The organism is Kitasatospora sp. NPDC030952, from assembly GCF_055571335.1.
Genome location: NZ_JBVIFM010000003.1, coordinates 419635 through 440895 on the forward strand (window position 1 = coordinate 419635; position 21261 = coordinate 440895).

The window sequence follows — 21261 nt, forward strand, 5'->3', positions numbered from 1 at the left end:
GCTACCGATGAGCATGACCAACGTCGACATCGACGACAGAGTCCTCTCGGAGGCCATGCGGCTGATGGGAACGACGACGAAGAAGGACACCATCAACAACGCGCTCGCCGACTACGTCAGCCGCCTGAAGCGCTTGGAGGCCCTGGAGAAGCTGGCCCGCCGGGCCGCCGCGGGCGAGTTCGAGCCCACCATGCGGATGTACGAGGCCCGCAAGCGCGCACAGCGAGCGGAAGCCGAATGATCGGCAGCTTCCTGATCGACACCTCGGCCTATGCCCGGCTGGTGTCGGACCGAGAGATCCGCTCCCAATGGTGGGGCCACGTCGAGTCCGGCCTGATCAGGATCAGCAAGTCGACCCGGACGGAGATCCTGTTCTCCGCCCGCGACTCGGCCCACCGGGACGACCTGGAGGACGAACTCACCGCGCTCTTCGGGCCGGCCGTCAGCGCTCCCAAGTCGATCTGGGACTGGGTGGACGGCGCCCAGTACAAGCTGACCCAGAAGGGCCAGCACCGCGCGGCCGGACTGGTGGACCTGCTGCTGGCCGGCACCGCCGTCCACCACGACATGACCGTGCTCCACCTGGACGACGACTTCGCCACCGTCGCCCGGGTGGTCACCGAACTGCGCGAGCAGGACATCCGCCGGCCGATCGTCGACTGACCCCGCCCTACGCGTCGAAGTCGTACTCCAGCACGTAGGAGGCGGCGTCCAGGATCATCTCGTTGAGCTCGACGACCTGGCCCTCGTCGGCGAAGGCGGTCCGGCAGATCAGGATGACCGGGGTCCCGGCGGAGAGTTCGAGGCGGGCCGCCTCCTCGCCGCCGGGCATCCGGGAGCGGACCTCCTCGCGGAAGTGCACGGGCTTGGCGCCGATCTCGGCCAGCCGGGCGTAGGTGCCGCCGGGGCCGGTGTCCTCGCGGGTGATCGCGGTGCCGGCGACCAGGACGGCCGGCAGGTAGGAGGTGGAGAGCAGCACCGGCTTGCCGTCCAGGACGAAGCGGCGGTGCCGCACGCACATCGGGACGCCCGGCTCCACCCCGAGCACCCGGGCCACGTGCTCGGGCGCGCCCTGCTCGGTGACCGACACCTGGTCGACCACCAGGCTGCGGTTGTCGATGTCCGCGGACCATATCGACCGGCCGGAGCCCCACTGGCCCTGCGCCAGCCGCTGGATGCCGCGCCGGCGCAGCGGCCGGAAGTCCCGGACGAACACCCCCGAGCCCTTGCGGGCCTCCACGATGCCCTCGCTCTGCAGCACGCCGAGCGCCTGGCGGGCGGTCATCCGGGCCACGCCGTACTCGTCCATCAGGTCGTTCTCGCCGGGCAGCCGGTCGCCCGCGCGGTAGCGGCCCGCATCGATGGCCGCCTTCAGGGAGTCGGCGATCCGCTGGTACTTGGGCTGCTTGTCGCCACTGCTGCCGGTCATCGCCGCTCCCTCTCCCTCGAATGAAATCGTAGGCGCGCCCGCGGCCGCTGATAAGGAGATACGACCGTTGACATCTCTAGAGATATTAGCTTCTCTAGAGATGTCTGCCAGTCGCTGACAGAGCGAAGGAGCAGTGCGGTGAGCACCCGACAGCGCAACGCCCCGGCCTACCGGCCGCACGTGGGTGAACTCGTCCTCGACCGGAGGACCGGACGCACCGGCATCTACATGGACACCATCGGCGGCGAGTACTACCTGCGCCCCGAGCACGGCGGCCGCGAATGGGCCGCCGAACCGCACCACGTCTCACCCGCCCCCGAGCCCCGCGATTCGGCTGAATGCGATCAGCCCCGGTAATTGCGGATGAATCCACGCAAACCACGTCATTCGGGACCCGGTAATCCCCCCGGTGAATCCGGAATTCCGGAACGCTCCGCGCGTGCCGCCGGGCACGTTACGGATAACGGCGGTCACCATGCGTGCATCAAGGGTGGGAATCGGCCACCCGATGGACCCGCACACGAATTGGCGCGCACATCACGAGAAGTGCCCCCGTGCCCGGACGGGGGCGCGGGGGCACTCGGCGGAACGGCTTACGGGTGGCCGCCGATGACGCTCTCCGGCTTGCGCGGGCCACCCGGCTCGCCGGCGGGCTCGTTGATGTCGTTGCCCTCGTCGCCGAACGAGCCGTTCTCGAACGCGGTCTTGTCGGCGTCGGTCGGCGCGGTGTACCCGGCCGGGTTCGAGGACGCGGCGACCGCGCCCTCGACAGCCTTGCCCGCCTCCACAGCGGCGGCCGGGGCACCGGTCTGCGCCGCGTTCTCGGGCGCCGACGCCACCGGGGTCTCGCTCTGGTCGTTGGCCATTGGGCGGCCGCCTTTCGGTCATCAAATGTGTCCAGCCCGACCTCCGTGGCGCGGGCGCGGGGACAGTATCGTAGGGTTGATTAAATGTCCGATAAACATCGTGCGGCTTGCGGTGCCGTCCGGCAGAGTCGGGCGTCCGCCTAAGCTGAAGCCTCGCGGCGGACCGCCGAGCGCCCTTTCACGGAATCGACACGACAGGCCATCGGGGGACTTCATGGAGTTTCGGGAGACGCCGCAGACCCCTGCGCTGCGCTTCCAAGTCCTCGGTCCGGTCCAGGCCTGGCTCGACGGCAAACCCCTCTCCCTCGGCTCCCCCCAGCAACAGGCCGTTCTGACCACCCTTCTGCTGCATTCCGGGCGCCCGGTCACCACCCAGGACCTGGTCGACGCGCTCTGGGGCGAACGGCCCCCGACCCAGGCGGTGGCCGCGCTCCGCACCTATGTCTCCCGGCTGCGCACCGTCATCGAGCCCCGCCGGGAAGTGCGCCGACCCGCCGAGCTGCTGGTCTCGGTCGCCGACGGCTATGCCCTGCGCATCCCGGGCGAGGCCCTCGACCTGGCGGTCTTCGAACGGCTCTCCACCGAGGCCGCGGCCGCCCGCACCTCGGGCGACAAGCGCGAGGCGCACCGCCTGCTGATGCAGGCGCTGGACCTGTTCAGCGGCCGTCCGCTCACCGGCATCCCCGGCCCGTACGCCGACGCCCAGCGGCTGCGGCTGGCCGAACGCCAGGTCGCCGCCGCCGAGGAGCTGTGCGCCGCCGCCCTCGACATCGGGCTGCACGCCGAGATCGTCGTCGAGCTCAACAACCTGACGGCCGAGCACCCGCTGCGCGAGCGGCTGCGCGAACTGCTGATGCTGGCGCTGTACCGCTGCGGACGCCAGGCCGAGGCGCTCGGCGTCTACACCGACACCCGCAAACTGCTGATCGAGGAGCTCGGGGTCGAGCCGGGCACCGGGCTGTCCAGGATGCACAACCGCATCCTCGCCGCCGACCCGACGCTCACCCTGCCGACCGTTCCCGCCCCGACCATCCACGAGGACGGCCCGGCCGCACCCCCGGCCCCGGCCCAACTCCCCGCCGACGTCTCGGACTTCAGCGGTCGATCGAAGCTGGTGGGCGACCTCTCGACGGTGCTGATGAACGCCACCGGCCAGGCGGTGGTGGTGACCTCACTGGCCGGCATCGGCGGGGTCGGGAAGACCACCCTCGCGGTGCACGTCGCCCACCGCGTCCGCACCGAGTTCCCGGACGGGCAGCTGTACGTCGACCTGCGCGGAGCCGGCGCCTCGCCGGCGGACCCGGTGGTCGTCCTGGGCGACTTCCTGCACGCGCTCGGCGTCACCGAGAGCCCGGACTCGCTCGAACAGCGAGCCGCCCTCTACCGTTCGCTGCTCGCCAGCCGCCGGATGCTGATCCTGCTCGACAACGCGCGCGACGCGGACCAGATCCGACCGCTGATCCCCGGCGTCTCCGGCTGCGCGGTGCTCGCCACCAGCCGCTCCCGGCTGGCCGGCATCCCGGGCGCCCAGCTGTTCGACGTCGAGGAACTGACCCCGGCCGAGGCGCTGGCGCTGTTCTCGGCCATCGTCGGCGAGCACCGGGTCACCGCCGAACCCGAGGCCGCCATAAAGGTGGTCACCGCCTGCGGCTTCCTGCCGCTGGCCGTCCGCATCGCCGCCGCCCGACTGGCCAGCCGCCCGCGCTGGAGCGTCTCCGACCTGGCCAGTCGGTTAGCCGATCAGCGCCGGCGGCTGGACGAACTCCAGCTCGGCAACCTCGCCGTGGAGACCACCATCGGGCTCGGCTACGGACAGCTGTCCGTGGACGAGGCCCGCGCCTTTCGGCTGCTCGCCCTGATCGACTCGCCCGACATCCCGCTGGCGGCCGCCGCGGCGCTGCTCGGCGTGGACGAGTACACCGCCGAGGACCTCGCCGAGGCCCTGGTCGAGGCGAACATGCTGGAGTGCTTCGCCCCCGGCCGCTACCGCTACCACGACCTGCTCCGGCTCTACGCCCAGCGGAAGAACGAGCGGATCGGCGACACGGGGGAACAGGAGCTGGCGGTCATGCGGCTGCTCGACCTGTTGATCCCGACCGTCCGCAATGCCGCTCAGGTCATCGAACCGGACGACCCACTGCCCGAGCTGCTGACGACGTTCACGTCGGCGGGGCTCAACCTGTCGACGAACCAAGCCGCGCAGGACTGGCTCCGAACCGAGGGAGCCCTGCTGCTCAGTGCCGTCGAGGCCGCTGCGAACGGCCCCGCCACCTCGCAGCGCGCGGCCGTCGACCTGCTCAACTACCTGTTCAGCATCGACCCGGACCCGACTCGCGGACCGCGGGCGCTCCCAGTGCTGGAAGCCATCGGCGAGGACGCCCGAGGCCGTGGCGACTCGCCCGGGATCGCCCGGGCGTACTTCGCCCTCGGCACCCTGCAGTTCGCCACCAGTGACTTCCAGGGTTCCGAGCAGTCCTTCCGCCGGAGTCTGGACCACCAGACGCCGGACGAACCGACCGTCCTGCACCTGGCCACGACCAACATGCTCGGCGTGATCGTGAACATGAACAACCGTCCGGCCGAGGCGCTGCTGTTCCTGGAGCAGGCGCACGCCAGCAACCGAGCGGTCGGCACATCGATCGGCGAGGCGCGGATCGTCAGCAACATGGCCCGGGTGCAGCACCGGCTCGGGATGACCGAGACGGCGATCAAGTCCGCCGGTGACGGCGTCGCCGCCGCACGGGCGTCCAACAACGGCCCGCTGCTCGCCCAGACCCTCTACCAGCTCGGCGTGGTGCTCTCCACCGCCGAGGCCGTCCCGCACCTGCGCGAGGCGCACCGGCTCTACCAGTCCCAGCGCAACCCGCTCTGGGAGGGCTACGCCCTGGCCCGCCTCGCCTCGGCCCTGCTCGCCGCCGAGCAACACGCCGAGGCGGCCGAGGCGGCCGGCGGATCGCTCGCCATAGGGCAGGACATGGGCTCCGCCTACTGCCAGGGCCTGGCCAACGCCGCCCTCGGCGAGGCGTTGCTCGCCCTGGCGCAGCCGGCCCGTGGCCTCGCCTGTCTCCAGGAGGCGCACGCGATCTTCACGCGGCTCGGTGTGCCGGAGGCCTCCCCCGTGGCGGACCTCATCTCCCGACAGCACACCGAGCCCTTCTCTTCTCCCCCCGCGCCGTGAGGCCTCCGCTCCCCTGCGGAGCACCTCCCCCGATCCGCGCGTCGGCGCCCCCGCAGCCCCCCGGCTGCGGGAGCGCCCTCAACGCTTCCCCGGCGCTGGATCCCACTGTGCACCCCGCCGATTGACGTTCGATAAACGTCCGATTGTCAGCCTGCGGATCGGCGAAACCGCAGGTCAGCGCCGCCGACCCGGCGCGCTGTCCGGCGTGCGGGGCCGGTCGCACCACCCGGCCCGCAACCCCCGTGCTTCCGCGGACCCGGTCCACATCGGCCCAAGCATGACGAGTTGGCCGGAAAGGGACCCCATGGCGCAGTGATCACGCATATTCTCAGATGCCAGTACGCACACGAGTGTCTGCCGGCAACGTGTCGGGGTGCAGGCCGTCTGTGTGATGCGGGGAGCGTGACGTACCGCCACCGGCAGCGGCCCAGGAGGCTGCGGAGGAGCCGACCGGAGGCCACGGGTGGAAGGGTGCCTCTCAACGTGACGACCGGACAGATATCCGACGCGTTCCCGGTCGGCGAGGACGCCGGCGACGACGGGCCCGACGTGCGACGACGCCGGGCGGCCCGGGCCCTGCAGGCGGTCGCCTTCGACACCATCGGCGCCGGCTACGGCGAGGCGTTCCCGGCCAAGGACGGGCAGCTGGAGTGCGGCCGGCAGCTGCTCGCCGAGCTCGAACCCGGGGCCCGGGTGCTGGACGTGGGCTGCGGCACCGGCGAGCCGACCGTCCGCCAGCTGACCGCCGGCGGGCTGCGGGTGACCGGGATGGACCTCTCGGACGGGATGCTCACGCTGGCCCGGCAGGACCGGACCGCGGGCCCGTACCCGGCCGAGTTCCACCGCATCGACCTCTACGATCTGGCCACCGAGCGCGCCGACCGGGTCTGGGGCGCGCCCGGGCTGGGGCCGGCGGGCCGCGGCGCCTTCGCCGCCGTCACCGCGTTCTTCTCGCTGATCCTGCTGCCGCAGGACGAGATCCCGACCGTGCTCGGCCGGCTGCGCGAACTGCTGCGGCCCGGCGGACTGCTGGTGCTCGGTATGGTCGAGGCGGACCTGGATCACGTTCCGCTTCCGTTCCTTGGCAGAGAGCTGCGGATCAGTGGGTATCTGAGGGAGGATCTGGAACGGGTTCTGGTCGCGGCCGGTTTCGCCGTCGAGGAGTGCTCGGGGCATCCGTACGCGCCGGCCAGTACCACGCTGCCGCCGGAGGAACAGCTGTTCCTGTGCTGTCGACGCGTCGGCTGACCGACCGGAGGACCAGCACAGCCCATCGACACACACCTCCCGACCACACCGAATCCAGGACAGGCAGCCGTGCGCGACCAGCTCAAGACCGAGGCGGAGCAGCCGCCCGCCGTCCCGGGCCAGCGCAGCATGATCCCGATCAGGGCGCACCCCCCGGCGAAGCCGCCGACCGCCCGACCGGACCACGCCAGGTCGCCGGAAGGGGCGGCGGACCGGGCACCGGACCGGGCGGCGGAACGGGTGGCGGACCGCCTCGCCTACCTCGACGCGGCGACCCGGCGGATCAACAGCGCCCTCGACCTGGCCGCGACCCTGCGCAACATCGGCCGGGTGCTGGTGCCGACGCTCGCCGACGCGGCCGTCGTCCACCTGCGCGACCCGCTGCCCAACGTCGAGCGCGAACCCGGCTTCCCGGAGGAGCTGCGGATACACCACAGCACCGGCACCCGGATCGGCCGCCGCGGCCGCAAGAGCGGCGCGGACGACCGGCACCGCTCGCGCTTCGGCTCCCGCTCGACCGCCGACACCGGCCCGGCCACCCCGGTCACCCGCGGTGGCGCGCTGGCGCACATCCTGCTGAGCCGCCGCCCCGCCGAGTCGGCCGTCCTCGGCACGCCCGCCGCCGAGCGCACCGAGGCGCTGCTGCGCGAGCTGTACGGCACCCGCGGGCTGGCCCGGCTGGCCGCCGGCACCTCGGTGGTGGCCCTGCCGCTGCGCGGCCGCAAGGCCGTCCTCGGTCTGCTGGTGCTGATCCGCCGGCCCCCTGAACGCACCGGCCGCCCGGCCTTCGACGCGACGGACACCGCGACCGCCGCGCACCTGGCGACCCAGGCCGGGCTGGCCGTGGACACCGCGCTGCGGTACGCCCGCGAGTGGGAGATAGCCAACGAACTCCAGCGCAGCATGCTGCCGTTGCGGCTGCCGCAGTCGCACGGGGTCCGGCTCGCCCAGCGCTACCTGCCCGGTGAGCGCGGCGCGCAGGTCGGCGGCGACTGGTACGACGCGGTGCCGCTGCCCGGCAACCGGGTCGCCCTGATCGTCGGTGACGTGATGGGCCACTCGCTCACCTCGGCCGCCATCATGGGCCAACTCCGCACCAGCGCCCAGACCTTGGCCGCACTCGACCTGCCGCCGCACGAGGTGCTCTACCACCTGGACGAACAGGCCCAGCGGCTCGGCCGCGAACAGCACCTGGCCACCTGCGTGTACGCGGTGTACGACCCGATCGCCAACCGGGTGGTGCTGGCCAACGCCGGGCACGTCCCGCCCGTGCTGGTCCGCCCGGACGGCACGGCCGAGTTGGTGGAGCTGGACTCCGGGGCGCCGATCGGGGTCGGCGGGGTGGACTTCAACTCGGTCGAGCTGCCCGCACCGCCCGGCTCGGCGCTGCTGCTGTTCACCGACGGCCTGGTGGAGACCCGCACCCGCCCGCTCAGCGACGGCCTGGAGGTGCTCCGCGCGCGGATCGCGGCCGCCCGCTGGCAGTCCCCCGAGCAGCTCTGCCAGGAGGCGCTCCGGATCCTGCCGCCCGGGGACCGCGGCGACGACATCGCCCTGCTGGGCGCCTGCTTCGACGGCATCCCGGCCGGGGACGTCGCCCACTGGTACCTGCAGCCGCGCAACGAGACGCCCGGCCGGGCCCGGCGGCTGGCGGCGCACACCCTGCGCCGCTGGGGGCTGGACGAGCTGAGCGAGGCGACCGAGCTGATGGTCAGCGAGCTGGTGACCAACGCCGTCCAGCACGCGACCCGGCCGGTCACCCTGAGCCTGGTGCGCACCACCCGGCTGCGCTGCGAGGTCGGCGACGACAGCCCGCTGCTGCCGCGCCCGCGCCGTACCGGCCCGGAGGACGAACGCGGGCGCGGGCTGCAGATAGTGGCCCGGAGCGCGGACCGCTGGGGCGCCACCCGGCTGGGCACCGGCAAGGTGGTCTGGTTCGAGCAGCGGCTGCCGCAGTAGCGGCGGGCCCGGTGGGGCGGACCCCACCGGGCACCGCGGTCACACGCCTACGGGCACCGCGGTCACACCCCCACGGGCTCCTCGACCCGCTCCTCCTCCAGCCGGGCGATCAGCTGCTCGCCCTCCATGTCGACCTTCGGCACGACCTTCTCCAGCCGCTTCGGGAACCACCAGGCCGCCTTGCCGAACAGCGCCATCGCGGCCGGCACCAGCGCCATCCGCACCACGAAGGCGTCCACCAGCACGCCCACCGCGAGGGCGAACCCGATCGGCTGGACGATCGGGTCGTGTCCGAGGACGAAGGCGCCGAACACCGAGATCATGATCAGCGCGGCGGCCGTCACCACCCGGGCGCCGCCCTTCACCCCGCCGACGACGGCCTCGCGCGGTGCCTTGCCGTGGACGTACTGCTCCTTCATCCCGGAGACCAGGAACAGCTCGTAGTCCATCGCCAGCCCGAACAGCACGCCGATCAGCAGGATCGGCACGAAGCTGACCACCGGGCCGACCTTCGGCACGTCGATCAGGCCGTCCAGCCAGCCCCACTGGTAGACCGCGACCACCGCGCCGAGCGAGGCCAGGATGCTGAGCAGGAAGCCCAGCACCGCCTTGAGCGGCACCAGCACCGAGCGGAAGGCCAGCGCGAGCAGCACCAGGGCGATGCCGACGATCACCGCGACGAACGGCGGCAGGGCCTGGCCGAGCTTGGTGGAGACGTCGATGTTGGCGGCGGTGGTGCCGGTGACGGCGATGCTCGCCCCGGTGGCGGCCCTGAGCCCGTCGCGCTGGTCGCGGATCTCCTTGACCAGGGTCTCGGTGGCCTTGTCGTCCGGGCCGGTCTTCGGGATGACCGGCACCAGGGCGGTGCCGCTCGCCTGGTCGACCTTGGGCGGCAGCAGGGTCTGCACACCGTCGAGGCCCTGCAGCCGGCCGGCCACCTCCTGCACCGCCTGGTCCGGCTTCGGCGTGCCGTGGGCGTCCACGACCACCACCAGCGGCGCGTTGAAACCCGGCCCGAAGCCCGCGCTGACCAGGTCGTACGCCTTGCGGGCGTCCGTCCCGACGGCCTGTGAACCACCGCCCGGCAGGCCGAGGTTCAGGCTCGCGGCGGGCACCGCCAGGGCGCCCAGTCCGGCCAGGCCGACCAGCAGCACGGGCAGTGGGCGGCGGACCACGAAGCGGGCCCAGCGCTCGCCGAGGGTGACCTTGCCGTGGGTGGTCAGCGCCCGCTTCCAGATCGGCAGCCGGTCGATCGCACGGCCGGTGAAGCCCAGCACCGCGGGCAGCAGCGTGATCGCGACCAGGACGGCCACCACGACGGCGCCGGAGGCGGCCAGGCCCATCACGGTGAGGAACGGGACGCCGGCGACGGCCAGTCCGGCGAGCGCCACGACCACGGTCAGGCCGGCGAAGACGACGGCGCTGCCGGCGGTGGCGGTGGCCCGGGCGGCGGACTCCTCCGGCTCCAGGCCCTCGTCCAGGTGGCGGCGGTAGCGGAACAGGATGAACAGCGCGTAGTCGATGCCGACCGCGAGGCCGACCATCAGCGCGAGCACCGGGGCGGTGGTGATGATCTCGAACGAGCCGGTCAGCGCCAGCAGTCCGGCCATCGCGACGGCGACGCCGACCAGCGCGGTCAGCAGCGGCAGCCCGGCCGCGACCAGGGTGCCGAGGGTGATCACCAGCACCACGCCGGCCACCACCAGGCCGATCGCCTCGGAACCGCCCTCGATCTGGGCGAACTGGTTGTACGCGTCACCGCCGAAGGCCACGTCCAGTCCGGCCGCGCGGGCCGGCTCGGCGGCGGCCTTGACCGCGTCGCGCTGCCGGTCGGTGACGTCGGCGAGCTTGTGGTCGAAGGAGACCAGCGCGATCGCGACCCTGCCGTCCGGGGAGACGGCTCCGGTGGCGTACGGGTCGGGCACCGCGGCGACGCCGGGGACGCGGGCGATCCGGGCGACCGCCTCGCCGACCGCCTTGCCGGCCTCGGGCGTGGTCATGCCGCCGGGCGCCCCGGCCGCGAAGACCACCTGGGCGGAGCCGTGGCCCTGCTCGGGGAAGGTGCCCTTGATCCGGTCCAGGGTGGCCTGGGCCTCGGTGCCCGGGACCTTGAACTCGTCGCTGGTCTTGCCCGCGAAGGCGCCCGCGGCTCCCCCGATGGCGATCAGCAGCGCGATCCAGACGGCCAGGACGGCGCGCCTTCTCCGGAAGCAGTGGCGGCCCAGTCGGTACAGGTACGTGGCCAAGGTCTGACCCCTCGGGTGCGGTCGGCGGACAGGCGGGTGCCTGAGCGAACCCCTCCCACGCTAGACCCAACTTTGTCGGGTGACAAAGTTGGCCGACAAAATCGATCGACAGAGTTGTCCGACCATGGCGCTACCCTGGCTGGATGGCTCATGTCCCCGCCTCCGAACGCCGACCCCAGCTGGTCCGGGCCGCGATCGACCTGATGACCCGGGAGGGCGTCGCGGCCGGCAGCACCCGCGCGATCGCGGCCGAGTTGGGCGTCGCCCAGGCGACGGTGCACTACACCTTCGGCACCAAGAAGGACCTCTACCGGGCCGTCGTCGAGGAGGTGGCCGCCCAGTTCATCGACCAGGTGCGCGCCGCCTCCCCCGGTGACGGCCCGTTCGGCGAACAGGTCCGCACCCTGGTGCACGCGCTCTGGGACGCCGCCACCGGCGAGGAGGGGCGCTGCGTCCTGCTCAGTGAGTTCGAGACGCTGGCGATGCGCGACCCGGACGTCCGGGAGATCATGCTCGGGCTGCAGCTCGCCATGGAGGGCACCGCCACCGAGATGCTCACCGCCCTCGCCGCCGCCCACGGGCTCACCCTGGCGCTGCCCGCCGACCGGATCGCCGCCCACTTCCTCACCGGCTTCGACGGGCTGACCGCCCGCCGGCTGATCCGACGCCACCCGGACGGACAGCCCGACCCGGAGACCCTGGCGGCACTGGACCTGCTGGTGGCGACCACGGTCGGGCTCTGCCTCGGCGCGCCGGCGGCCGGTTAGACCCCTTCCCCTCCCCCGTCTTCCCCGTCTTCCCCGTCTCCCCCGTCGACGATCCGGACCGGCAGTTCGGCCAGCACCTCGCGCAGCGCCGCACCGAAGCGCCCGTACTCGGCACTGCGGGCCGAACCCGGCCGCGTGGCCAGCCCGATCCGGCGGCCGGGCGCCGGGGCGGCGAAGCGGACGGCGGCCAGCCGGTCGGTGCGCCCGGCCTCCACGTCCAGCGCGGTGGCCGGCAGCAGGGTCACCCCGAGGCCCCCGGCGACGAGTTGGACCAGGGTGGACAGGCCCGCCGCGCGGGTGGTGGAGCCGGCCGGGTCGGCGCCGACCTCGCGGCAGATGTCGAGGGCCTGGTCGCGCAGGCAGTGGCCCTCCTCCAGCAGCAGCACGTCCAGGTCGAGCAGCACGTCGCGCGGGACGTCGATCCGCCCGGCGAGCGGGTGCTCGGGCGGGGTGACCAGTACGAAGTCCTCGTCGAACAGCGGGATGTCCCGGGTCGGCGAGGAGCCGCCGGCCGGGAGCGCGAGCAGCAGGACGTCCAGCCGCCCGGCGGCCAGCCCCTCCAGCAGCGAGGGGGTGCGCTCCTCGTGGACGTGCAGCTCCAGCTCCGGGAAGCGGTCGCGGACCAGCCGCAGCACGATGGGCAGCAGGTACGGTGCGACGGTCGGGATCACCCCGAGGTGCAGCGGTCCGGTGAACGGACGGCGGGCGGCCTCGACCTCCTCGGTGAGGGCCTGCAGGGAGGCGAGCACCCGGCGCGCGTGCCCGTGCACACGCTCCCCCAGGGGAGTGACGATCACCTTGCGCGTCGTACGCTCGACGAGCTGGGCGCCCAGCGACTCCTCCAGTGCCGCGACCGCCCCGGACAGCGCCGGCTGGCTGGTCCCGGTCGCGGCGGCGGCCTCCCGGAAGTGCCGGTGCTCGGCCACCGCGACGAAGGCCCTGAGCTGGGCGACCGTCGGGGTGCGCGGACTGCGCACTGTGGCGCTCCCCACAGTCGGCTCGGGTTTGCCGGCGGCGCCCCTGCGGGGGCGGGGCCGGGACGTGGGCGGTTCGGTACTGATAGCAATCTCCGATCAGACACATCCAGTGTAGCTATTTCCCTGATCAGTCCACGATGTGGAATTGTGGGTCGTGTCCGGAATCCGGACAAAACTCCCCGCAGTCTCATGTTCTGGAGAAGCGAACGTGCTCACGATCGGCGACAAGTTCCCCGAGTTCGACCTCAAGGCCTGCGTCGACCTGGACGCCGCGAACGCCTTCGCCGACATCGACCACAAGACCTACGAGGGCAAGTGGAAGATCGTCTTCTTCTGGCCGATGGACTTCACCTTCGTCTGCCCGACCGAGATCGCCGCGTTCGGCAAGCTGAACGACGAGTTCGCCGACCGTGACGCCCAGATCCTCGGCGTCTCCGGCGACTCCGAGTTCGTGCACCACGCCTGGCGCAAGGACCACAAGGACCTGCGCGACCTGCCCTTCCCGATGCTGGCCGACATCAAGCACGACCTGATGCGCGCCTGCGGCGTCGAGGGCGAGGACGGCACCGCCCAGCGCGCCGTGTTCATCGTCGACCCGAACAACGAGATCCAGTTCGTCATGGTCACCGCCGGCTCCGTCGGCCGTAACCCCAAGGAGGTCCTGCGGGTGCTGGACGCCCTGCAGACCGACGAGCTGTGCCCGTGCAACTGGACCAAGGGCGAGGACACCCTCGACGCCCAGGCCCTGCTGGCGGGCTGACCCATGGCCCTCGACGACCTGAAGGCCGCCCTCCCGGACTACGCCAAGGACCTCAAGCTCAACCTGGGCTCGGTCATCGGCAACTCCGACCTCCCCGCCCAGCAGCTCTGGGGCACCGTGCTGTCCTGCGCGATGGCCACCCGCAGCCCCGGTCTGCTGCGCGAGCTGGAGCCCGAGGCCAAGGCCAACCTCTCCCCGGAGGCGTACACCGCCGCCAAGGGCGCGGCCGCGATCATGGGGATGAACAACGTCTACTACCGGACGCTGCACCTGCTCTCCGACAAGGAGTACGGCACGATGCGGGCCGGTCTGCGGATGAACATCATCGGCACCCCGGGCGTCGAGAAGATCGACTTCGAGCTCTGGTGCTTCGCCGTCTCGGCCATCAACGGCTGCGGCCAGTGCCTCGACTCGCACGAGGCCGTCCTGCGCAAGGCCGGCGTCGAGCGCGAGGTCATCCAGGCCTCGATGAAGATCGCCGCCGTCCTGCAGGCCGTGGCCGGCGTCCTCGACTCCGAGGCCGCCCTCGCCGCCGTCAACGCCTGACGCACCCCGCACCACCTGACGGGCCCCTCCGCTCACCGGAGGGGCCCGTCGGCGTTTCCGGGGCCCCGGGGGTCCAACTCGACTACAGTGCAAGGCGATCCGTGCACGACATTCGGTCCGAGGGGGAACCGCAGTGTCCGAACACCCGGAGAACGGCGGGGGCTTCCAGGTCGCCCCGGACGAACTCCAGCAGACCGGGAGCACCGCCGTCGAAACGGCCGGCCAGATCCCCGGCCAACTCAAAGCACTGCTCGACGTTTCGAACCAGTCCGCCGCCGGACTGGCCGGGCTCCAGTGCGGCATCGCACTCGGCACCTGCACCAACGTCTGGAACACCCTGCTGACGGACCTGCACACCACGATGGGCCGACAAGGCCGTGGTCTGATCGACGCGGGCCTCGGCTACGGGAGCACCGACCAGCAGATCAGCACGGCGTTCGGCCCGGACACCCGTACCGTTCCGGCAGGCCCGACCGTAGAGCAGAAGCAGAACTTCGTCCTGCACTTCGGTTAGGGGGCGACCGCATGGACCTCGCCACACTGCGCGACACCGACCTCAGCCACCTGTACGCCGCGGCTGACGCCTACGACAAGCTGCACGGCTCCTTCGGACAGCACGTGGACAAGTGGCGCGACCGCGTCGACGGCCGCATCGCGGCCGCCGGCTGGTCCGGGCCCTCCGCCGACGCGGCCCGCCCGGCACTGCGCCGCAGCACCAGCGAACTGAAGGCCGCCCACAGCGAAATCGGGCAGATCGGCAGGAGCATCCGCGCCGGAGCCGACGCGCTGGCTCTCGCCCAGTCCGCACTGCGCACGGCGCTGACCGACGTACAGACGGCCGGCATGTCCGTCGACGCCCGCGGCACCGTCTCCTGGCCGCCCGGCAGCTACGCCGACCAGCACGACCCCGAATACCGGAAGAGCTGCGAGCGAACCGCCAAAGCACTCGCCGCCCGTATCTCAACCGCCCTGACCGAGGCCGGAACCGTCGATCAGGCCATCGCCGCCCGGCTCCAGCACTACATCAAGCGCGCCCAGGACGGCACCGGCCTCGACTCCGCCTCCGCCGTCAGCGACCAGCTCGACGTCACCCTCACTCCGGACAGCCTGCTGCTCGGCAGCGTCCCGAAGGACGGCGCAACGCCCACCGAGGTCAACGCCTGGTGGAACGCACTGCCCGCCGACAAGCAGCAGTGGCTCATCCATGAGCACCCGGACCTGGTCGGCAACCGCGACGGCGTCCCCGCCGTCGCCAGGAACCAGGCCAACCGGATCCTCCTGCCGAAACTCATCGCCGAGTACGAGAAGGGCGGCCCGTCGTCCGACCCGCACGGCGACCTGAAGCTGAACGGGTACCGCAGGATCGCCGAGCGGCTGCGCCAGACCGACGGGACGGAACCGCCGGTCTTCCTGCTCGGCATCGGCGGGGAGGGACAGGGCCGCGGCATCATCTCCTTCGGGAACCCCGACACCGCCCAGGACGTCACCTCCCTGGTCGGCGGCCTGGACACCACGCTTCAACGCATCGGCGGCGGCGACGCGGACCGGGCGAAGGCCGTGTACGACGCGGCCCGGCGCGCCGACCCGACCCGCAGCACCGCGTCCATCGCCTGGCTGGGGTACGACGCGCCACTCAGCTTCCCGGAAGCCGGCGACATGAGCCGCGCCCAAGGAGGCGTCGACGCCTACCGCAAGTTCCTCGAGGGACAACGCGTCACCCACCAGGGCGCACCGGCCCATGTCACGGCCGAGGGTCACAGCTTCGGCTCCCTCCTGGTCGGCCTCGCCGCGAAGAAACCGGCCGGAATCGCGGCCGACGACGTCATCCTCGTCGGCAGCCCCGGCACCGACGCCTTCCACGCCTCGGAGTTCTCGGTAGGGGCTGATCACACCTACGTCGGCGCCGCCTCCTGGGACCACATCTCGCACCTCGGCTGGTACACCAGGGACCCGGCCAGCGCGGACTTCGGCGCCCATCGCTTCGCCGTGGACGGTGGCTTGCCCGACTTCACCGCACACTCGTCCTACTGGGGCGACGGCCCCGACGACGACCACACCTCGGTCGACAACATCGGACGGATCGTCAGTGGCCACGGCGGCCGGATCACCAAGGCTGCCGGACGCAATGACTGACCTCGATCCGTCGTTCCGGCCGTCGTTCGCCGAGGCTGTCGTCCTGACCGGGATCGGGCCGGTGCTCGGGTGGCTGTGCGCGGCGGGCGGCCCGCTGGTGTGGGCCGCCCCGTGAGCGGCCGGCGGGAGCCGCGGTCCGGCGGCGGCTGGTGGATGGTGCTGGTCACCGTCTGGTGGGCGGCGATCTGCCTCGTCGCGGTGGTCTGGACGATGTTCGCGTCCGAAGACCCGCCCTGGCACGGGTACTACGCCCTGCTGTGGGTGGTGGGGCTCCCCTGGGGCGGGCCGGTACTCGGAGCCGTGCTGACCCGCCGGGTGCTGTGGCGGACGTCGCGGCGCCGGTCGCACTGGGCGGAGCAGGAGGCCCTGATCGCGACCGGCGCGCTGGCGGGGCTGGCGGTCTCGGCCGCCCTCACCGCCGTGATCTCCGCGCTCCTCCCCTAGTCCGCGGCCGCCGCCGGCTGAGCCGTCGCCGGGTGAGCCGCCGCCGGGTGAGCCGCCGCCGGCTGGGCGGCCGCGGTGCGTTCGGCGGCTTCGCGGGCGGCTTCGAGGGCGGTGAAGACGGCCTGGCCGGCCTCGTTGCGGCGGCGCAGGTGGGCGACCACGGTGTTGGTGACGGCGATCAGCGGGACGGCGACCACCGCGCCGCCGATGCCGCCGATGATGCCGCCGGCCGCGACGCCGAGGACCACGCCGAGGGGGTGGACCCGGACGGCCCGGCCGAGGATGAGCGGCTGGAGGATGTGGCTCTCCACCTGCATCACCGCGATCAGCACGACCAGCACCATCAGCGCCGTCCACGGCCCCTGGGTGACCAGTGCGATCAGGACGGCGACGGTGCCGGTGACCAGGGCACCGACCAGCGGGACGAACGCGCCGAGGAAGATGATCACGGCCAGCGGCATGGCCAGCGGCACGCCGAGCAGGTCGATGCCGATGCCGATGCAGACGGCGTCGATGAAGGCCACGCAGACGGTGCCGCGCACGTACGCGGTGAGCGTCGTCCAGGCCTTCGGACCGGCCCCCGCCATCGCGAAGCGGGACTGCCGGGGCAGGCCGCGCAGCGCCCAGTTCCAGATCTTGGCGCCGTCGTAGAGGAAGAAGAAGGTGGTGAAGAAGGTCATCAGCAGCGCGGTCAGGATCTCGACGGCGATCTGCGCGCCGGTGATCGAGGCCGAGGTGATCTGGTCGGTGTTGGTGGTGATGGCCTTGGTGATCTGGTTGGCGAAGTCGGTGATCTGCTGCTGGGTCAGGTGCAGCGGTCCGGTGATCATCCAGTCCCGCAGCTGGTTGACGCCGGTCTTCACCTGGTTGGTGACATCGGGCAGGTTGGTGGACACCTGCCAGACCACGAACCAGCCGACCAGTCCGATCCCGGCGAGGCCGCTGAGGAACACCCCGCCGGCGGCGAGCGACCGCGGCACCCCGCGCCGACGCAGCCAGGAGACCGAGGGCTCCAGCAGCGCGGTGATCAGCAGCGAGGCGAGCACCGAGAAGGCGACCAGCCGCAGCATGTCGACGACGTAGAAGAGGACGTAGAGCGCGGCGCCGAGCAGCAGCAGCCGCCAGGTCGACTCGGCGGCGACCCGCAGTCCCCAGGGCACCGCCTCGGCGGGGGTGGCGGGCCGGCCGGGGTGGTACTCCCGGCCGAGTCCGGTGTGCGTGACGGGCGGCGCAACGGGCGCGGACGGCGCTGCGGGCGCGGACGGCGCGGCAGCCGGCGCCGGGTTCGCCACCGCCTCGACGGTCGGGACCGAGGCCGGGACCACGACCGGTGCCGGTGCCGGTGCGGGGGCCGGATCGGCGCGCGGCACCGGCACCGGGCCGGGCGCCTCGCCGACTCCGGGTGCGGGGAGTTCGTGCGGGTCGGCCGCCATCGCGGCGCGCCGGCGCCGTTCGATCACGGCGGCCGCGCTCGCCACCACGGCCATGCCCTTGGCCACGGCCTTGAAGGCCTTTCCGCCCCGCGCCATCCTCGCTACCACCGCTTCCCTGCCGGACCCGCCGAGTGCGGCGGTACGCCGTGGGTCCCGCCACGGCCGTCGGGGATGACGCTACCCGGCGGGGACGGGGCGGGTGTGATCGCCAGGAGGTTCGACGCGATCGGTTCATTCCACAAACTTGGACAAACCACCAGATTGGTGATGGTTTCACCAGCAGGCTGATGGGGAGGAGTCCGAACGGGACCGAACGGTCACCGAGAAGGACCAACCGCCGGCGGACCGGCCGGTGCGGGGAGCAACCAGGACCCCTCCCCGCGCCCCGCGTCCGCACCCAGGACCGCACCGCCCGTGGGCGCACTGGTCAGCGCAGCCCGGGCGGCGCGGCCCGCCCTTATCCGGCAGTCACCCCGGCCCGACGGTCACCCCGGGCCCGACGGTCACCCCGGCCCGGCCGCCCCCACCACCACGGCAGCCGCCGGAGAATGCCGCGACCCCCGACCACTCGTCGAACGGGACGAGCGGCCGGGGGCCGTGTGGAGTGCGCCGCCCCGCGGGGCGGCGGGCCCTCCTAGTACCAGCTGTGGGCCTGCCAGAACGACCAGGCGCCGCAGGGGCTGCCGTAGCGGCTGTTCATGTAGCCGACGCCCCACTTGATCTGGGTGGCCGGGTTGGTGCGCCAGTCGGCGCCGGCCGAGGCCATCTTGGAGCCGGGCAGGGCCTGGACCAGACCGTAGGCGCCGGAGCCGCTGTTGGTCGCGGTGTAGTCCCAGCCGCTCTCGCGCTTCACGATCTGGCTGAAGCACTGGAACTGGGCGTCGTTGCCGACGATCTGCCGGGCCATGTCCTGGACGGAGCCGGGGCTGACCGAGACCGGCGGGGCACTGTTGTCCACCGCGGACATCGCCGAACGCGCCTTGGAGCGGTTGGCGGCGGCATCGGCGGCGGCGCGCTGGTCGGCGGCGGCCTTGGCGGCCTTGTCAGCGTCGGCCTTGGCCTGGGCGTCCGCGGCGGCCTTCTGGCGCGCGGCCTCCTCGGCGGCCTTCTGCTCGGCGGCGGCCTTGGCCGCGGCGTCGGCGGAGGCCTGCTGGGCGGACGCCTGCTGGCCGATGTTGTCACTGACGGCCTGCGCCTGGGAGCCGGAGGGGACTTCGGCAAGCAGGGTCGCACCGGCGATGTCGACCGTCTGCGTCGTCTTGCCCTCGCTGCCCGAGGCCATACCCACGACGGCACCGACTGCGGTGACGGCGGTGGCGGAGGCCACAGCAACTCCCCGGACCGAGATCCGAGTCACATGGATTCCTTCCAGCATCGCCCACGCGTGACCGTGCGGACGCAACATGCCCCTTGGCACGGACCTCCGCAGGTGCTCTGGTCACGGGAGGTGCTGGCCCGGCGTCCGGTCGGGTTGAGGCGACCGGGCGTTGGAATCGGGCGGCGTACGGCTCATCGGTCTTCAATTGTGCGTCCACCGACCGGAGTTGGTGGACCATCCGGGGCCGGACTCCCGGGGTCCGGAAGCCCTGCCGCGCCGTACGCGGGGCCTGACAGAACCCTCACCATGCCGCACCGGGCACTGTCGACGCAATTCCCGCCCGCGTGGCGCATGTCACATTCACCGTACGGGAGTTCCCCCGCACGGAAAGCACTCGATGTGATGAAAGGGACGGGGCCCGCTCCGTCAGGAACGGGCCCCGCACCGCGAGTTGACCCTATTGTCCTACTATGCCCGGATCAGGGGCGGTTCACGGGTTGATGTCCTCCAGCATCTCCGTGACCAGCGCCGCGATCGGCGACCGCTCCGAGCGGGTGAGGGTGATGTGGGCGAAGAGCGGATGGCCCTTCAGCTTCTCCACCACCGCCACCACGCCGTCGTACCGGCCGACCCGGAGGTTGTCCCGCTGCGCCACGTCGTGGGTGAGCACCACCCGCGAGCCCTGGCCGATCCGGGACAGCACCGTCAGCAGGACGTTGCGCTCCAGCGACTGGGCCTCGTCCACGATCACGAAGGCGTCGTGCAGCGAGCGGCCCCGGATGTGGGTCAGCGGCAGGACCTCCAGCATCCCGCGGGCGATGACCTCCTCGATCACGTCCGGGGTGGTGACCGCCGAGAGGGTGTCGAAGACCGCCTGGGCCCAGGGGCCCATCTTCTCCGCCTCGCTGCCGGGCAGGTAGCCGAGCTCCTGGCCGCCGACCGCGTACAGCGGCCGGAAGACCATGACCTTGCGGTGCTGCCTCCGCTCCAGCACCGCCTCCAGCCCCGCGCACAGCGCCAGCGCCGACTTGCCGGTGCCGGCCCGGCCGCCCATCGACACGATGCCGATGTCCGGGTCGAGCAGCAGGTCCAGCGCCACCCGCTGCTCGGCGCTGCGACCGCGCAGCCCGAACGCCTCGCGCTCGCCGCGCACCAGCCGGACCCGCCCGTCGCCGGTGACCCGGCCGAGCGCCCGGCCGCGCTCCGAGGTGAGCACCAGACCGGTGTGCACCGGCAGTTCCTCGACCCCCTCGACGTCCACCGCCGCGTCGTGGCCGGCCGCGAACAGCGCGTCGACCTGCTCGGCCGCGACGTGCAGTTCGGACATGCCCGTCCAGCCGGAGGTGATCGCGAGCTCGGCCCGGTACTCCTCGGCGAGCAGGCCCACCGAGCTGGCCTTGATCCGCAGCGGGAGGTCCTTGGACACGACGGTGACGTCGTAGCCCTCGGCCTGCAGGTTGCGGGCGACCGCCAGGATCCGGGTGTCGGCCTCGCCCCCACCGGCCCGGTAGCCGGCCGGCAGTATCGACACGTCGGAGTGGTTGAGCTCGACCCTGATCGTCCCGCCCAGCTCGCCGACCGGGATCGGCTCGTCGAGCCGGCCGTGGCGAACGCGGTAGTCGTCGAGCAGGCGCAGCGCCTGGCGGGCGAAGTAGCCCAGCTCCGGGTGGTGGCGCTTGGCCTCCAACTCGGTGACGACCACCACCGGGAGGACGACCTCGTGCTCCTCGAAGCGGGTCATGGCGAGAGGGTCCGCCAGGAGCACGCTGGTGTCGAGAACGTACGTGCGCCGGTCTGGTGTCCGGCGGCTCTTGGAACTGACCACTAGGCCTCCAGAGCGGATGACCCTGCGTCACCCGCGGCATGCCGGCCCCCGCTGCCCCGGTGGCCTCGGGACCGGACTGACTGGAGTATTCCCAGGCGGGGAGCGGTGCATTCGCGTCCCCGGCGAACTGAC

Annotated in this window: 20 protein-coding genes; 13 read left to right on the forward strand and 7 right to left on the reverse strand. The window is 72.3% G+C overall.

Annotated features, from left to right (window positions below):
- Positions 1–7 precede the first annotated feature (7 nt).
- Together ACZ47G_RS09465 and ACZ47G_RS09470 are read left to right on the forward strand one after the other, a co-directional pair.
- The gene (locus tag ACZ47G_RS09465; protein ID WP_465740837.1) at positions 8–241 is read left to right on the forward strand and encodes a type II toxin-antitoxin system VapB family antitoxin; all 234 of its coding nucleotides are present in this window, start codon (positions 8–10) and stop codon (positions 239–241) included.
- The gene (locus ACZ47G_RS09470) at positions 238–663 is read left to right on the forward strand and encodes a PIN domain-containing protein (protein WP_465740838.1); all 426 of its coding nucleotides are present in this window, start codon (positions 238–240) and stop codon (positions 661–663) included. Before ACZ47G_RS09465 ends, ACZ47G_RS09470 begins: the two co-directional genes overlap by 4 nt.
- 7 nt (positions 664–670) lie before the next feature.
- On the opposite strand, the gene ACZ47G_RS09475 is transcribed toward ACZ47G_RS09470, so the two are convergent.
- The gene (locus tag ACZ47G_RS09475; RefSeq protein WP_380453875.1) at positions 671–1429 is read right to left on the reverse strand and encodes a GntR family transcriptional regulator; all 759 of its coding nucleotides are present in this window, start codon (positions 1427–1429) and stop codon (positions 671–673) included.
- A gap of 138 nt (positions 1430–1567) precedes the next feature.
- Here ACZ47G_RS09475 and ACZ47G_RS09480 point away from each other — a divergent pair, with 138 nt between their 5' ends.
- Positions 1568–1786, forward strand: coding sequence for a hypothetical protein (locus tag ACZ47G_RS09480; RefSeq protein ID WP_465740839.1), 219 nt, complete (start codon positions 1568–1570; stop codon positions 1784–1786).
- A 236-nt stretch (positions 1787–2022) separates the two neighbouring features.
- Here the strand turns inward: ACZ47G_RS09480 and ACZ47G_RS09485 are convergent, their stop codons facing one another.
- Positions 2023–2295, reverse strand: coding sequence for a hypothetical protein (locus tag ACZ47G_RS09485; RefSeq protein ID WP_465740840.1), 273 nt, complete (start codon positions 2293–2295; stop codon positions 2023–2025).
- Positions 2296–2509: 214 nt separating this feature from the next.
- Here ACZ47G_RS09485 and ACZ47G_RS09490 point away from each other — a divergent pair, with 214 nt between their 5' ends.
- The 3 genes from ACZ47G_RS09490 (at position 2510) to ACZ47G_RS09500 (ending at position 8680) form a co-directional block, all read left to right on the forward strand.
- Positions 2510–5473 carry an AfsR/SARP family transcriptional regulator gene (locus ACZ47G_RS09490; RefSeq protein WP_465740841.1) on the forward strand — a complete coding sequence of 988 codons (2964 nt, stop codon included), beginning with the start codon at positions 2510–2512 and terminating at the stop codon, positions 5471–5473.
- Positions 5474–5956: 483 nt separating this feature from the next.
- Positions 5957–6721 (forward strand): class I SAM-dependent methyltransferase, encoded by a 765-nt coding sequence (locus ACZ47G_RS09495; protein ID WP_380453867.1) that lies wholly within the window; start codon positions 5957–5959, stop codon positions 6719–6721.
- A 69-nt stretch (positions 6722–6790) separates the two neighbouring features.
- Complete coding sequence (locus ACZ47G_RS09500) at positions 6791–8680, forward strand: SpoIIE family protein phosphatase (RefSeq protein ID WP_465740842.1); 1890 nt, start codon at positions 6791–6793, stop codon at positions 8678–8680.
- Positions 8681–8742: 62 nt separating this feature from the next.
- Here ACZ47G_RS09500 and ACZ47G_RS09505 read toward each other — a convergent pair whose 3' ends face one another.
- A complete protein-coding gene (locus tag ACZ47G_RS09505; RefSeq protein WP_465740843.1) occupies positions 8743–10926 on the reverse strand; it encodes an MMPL family transporter in 2184 nt (727 codons plus the stop codon).
- Positions 10927–11069: 143 nt separating this feature from the next.
- On the opposite strand from ACZ47G_RS09505, the gene ACZ47G_RS09510 reads away from it, so the two are divergent.
- Complete coding sequence (locus ACZ47G_RS09510) at positions 11070–11693, forward strand: TetR/AcrR family transcriptional regulator (protein WP_465740844.1); 624 nt, start codon at positions 11070–11072, stop codon at positions 11691–11693.
- Here ACZ47G_RS09510 and ACZ47G_RS09515 read toward each other — a convergent pair.
- On the reverse strand, positions 11690–12670 hold the full coding sequence (locus ACZ47G_RS09515) for a LysR substrate-binding domain-containing protein (RefSeq protein ID WP_465740845.1): 981 nt from the start codon (positions 12668–12670) through the stop codon (positions 11690–11692). The two genes, ACZ47G_RS09510 and ACZ47G_RS09515, sit on opposite strands and share 4 nt — an antisense overlap.
- Positions 12671–12878: 208 nt before the next feature.
- On the opposite strand from ACZ47G_RS09515, the gene ACZ47G_RS09520 reads away from it, so the two are divergent.
- From ACZ47G_RS09520 to ACZ47G_RS09545, 6 genes are all read left to right on the forward strand, one after another.
- Positions 12879–13430, forward strand: coding sequence for a peroxiredoxin (locus tag ACZ47G_RS09520; protein WP_380453857.1), 552 nt, complete (start codon positions 12879–12881; stop codon positions 13428–13430).
- 3 nt (positions 13431–13433) lie between these two features.
- Positions 13434–13976, forward strand: coding sequence for an alkyl hydroperoxide reductase (locus tag ACZ47G_RS09525; RefSeq protein ID WP_465740846.1), 543 nt, complete (start codon positions 13434–13436; stop codon positions 13974–13976).
- Between the two features lie 133 nt (positions 13977–14109).
- Positions 14110–14490, forward strand: coding sequence for a hypothetical protein (locus ACZ47G_RS09530; protein ID WP_465740847.1), 381 nt, complete (start codon positions 14110–14112; stop codon positions 14488–14490).
- Positions 14491–14501: 11 nt separating this feature from the next.
- Positions 14502–16109 (forward strand): alpha/beta hydrolase, encoded by a 1608-nt coding sequence (locus ACZ47G_RS09535; protein ID WP_465740848.1) that lies wholly within the window; start codon positions 14502–14504, stop codon positions 16107–16109.
- Positions 16102–16224 (forward strand): hypothetical protein, encoded by a 123-nt coding sequence (locus tag ACZ47G_RS09540; protein ID WP_465740849.1) that lies wholly within the window; start codon positions 16102–16104, stop codon positions 16222–16224. The genes ACZ47G_RS09535 and ACZ47G_RS09540 overlap by 8 nt, the downstream gene beginning before the upstream one ends.
- Entirely contained in the window at positions 16221–16553 is a 333-nt protein-coding gene (locus tag ACZ47G_RS09545) for a hypothetical protein (protein WP_465740850.1), read from the forward strand. Before ACZ47G_RS09540 ends, ACZ47G_RS09545 begins: the two co-directional genes overlap by 4 nt.
- On the opposite strand, the gene ACZ47G_RS09550 is transcribed toward ACZ47G_RS09545, so the two are convergent.
- The 3 genes from ACZ47G_RS09550 to ACZ47G_RS09560 all read right to left on the reverse strand — a co-directional run bounded on the left by ACZ47G_RS09550 (position 16550) and on the right by ACZ47G_RS09560 (position 21129).
- Entirely contained in the window at positions 16550–18082 is a 1533-nt protein-coding gene (locus ACZ47G_RS09550; protein ID WP_465740851.1) for an AI-2E family transporter, read from the reverse strand. The genes ACZ47G_RS09545 and ACZ47G_RS09550 overlap by 4 nt on opposite strands.
- 538 nt (positions 18083–18620) lie before the next feature.
- Positions 18621–19343, reverse strand: a complete 723-nt coding sequence (locus tag ACZ47G_RS09555) for an aggregation-promoting factor C-terminal-like domain-containing protein (RefSeq protein ID WP_380453845.1) — start codon at positions 19341–19343, stop codon at positions 18621–18623.
- Between the two features lie 451 nt (positions 19344–19794).
- Positions 19795–21129 (reverse strand): PhoH family protein, encoded by a 1335-nt coding sequence (locus ACZ47G_RS09560; RefSeq protein ID WP_380453843.1) that lies wholly within the window; start codon positions 21127–21129, stop codon positions 19795–19797.
- Between the last annotated feature and the right edge of the window lie 132 nt (positions 21130–21261).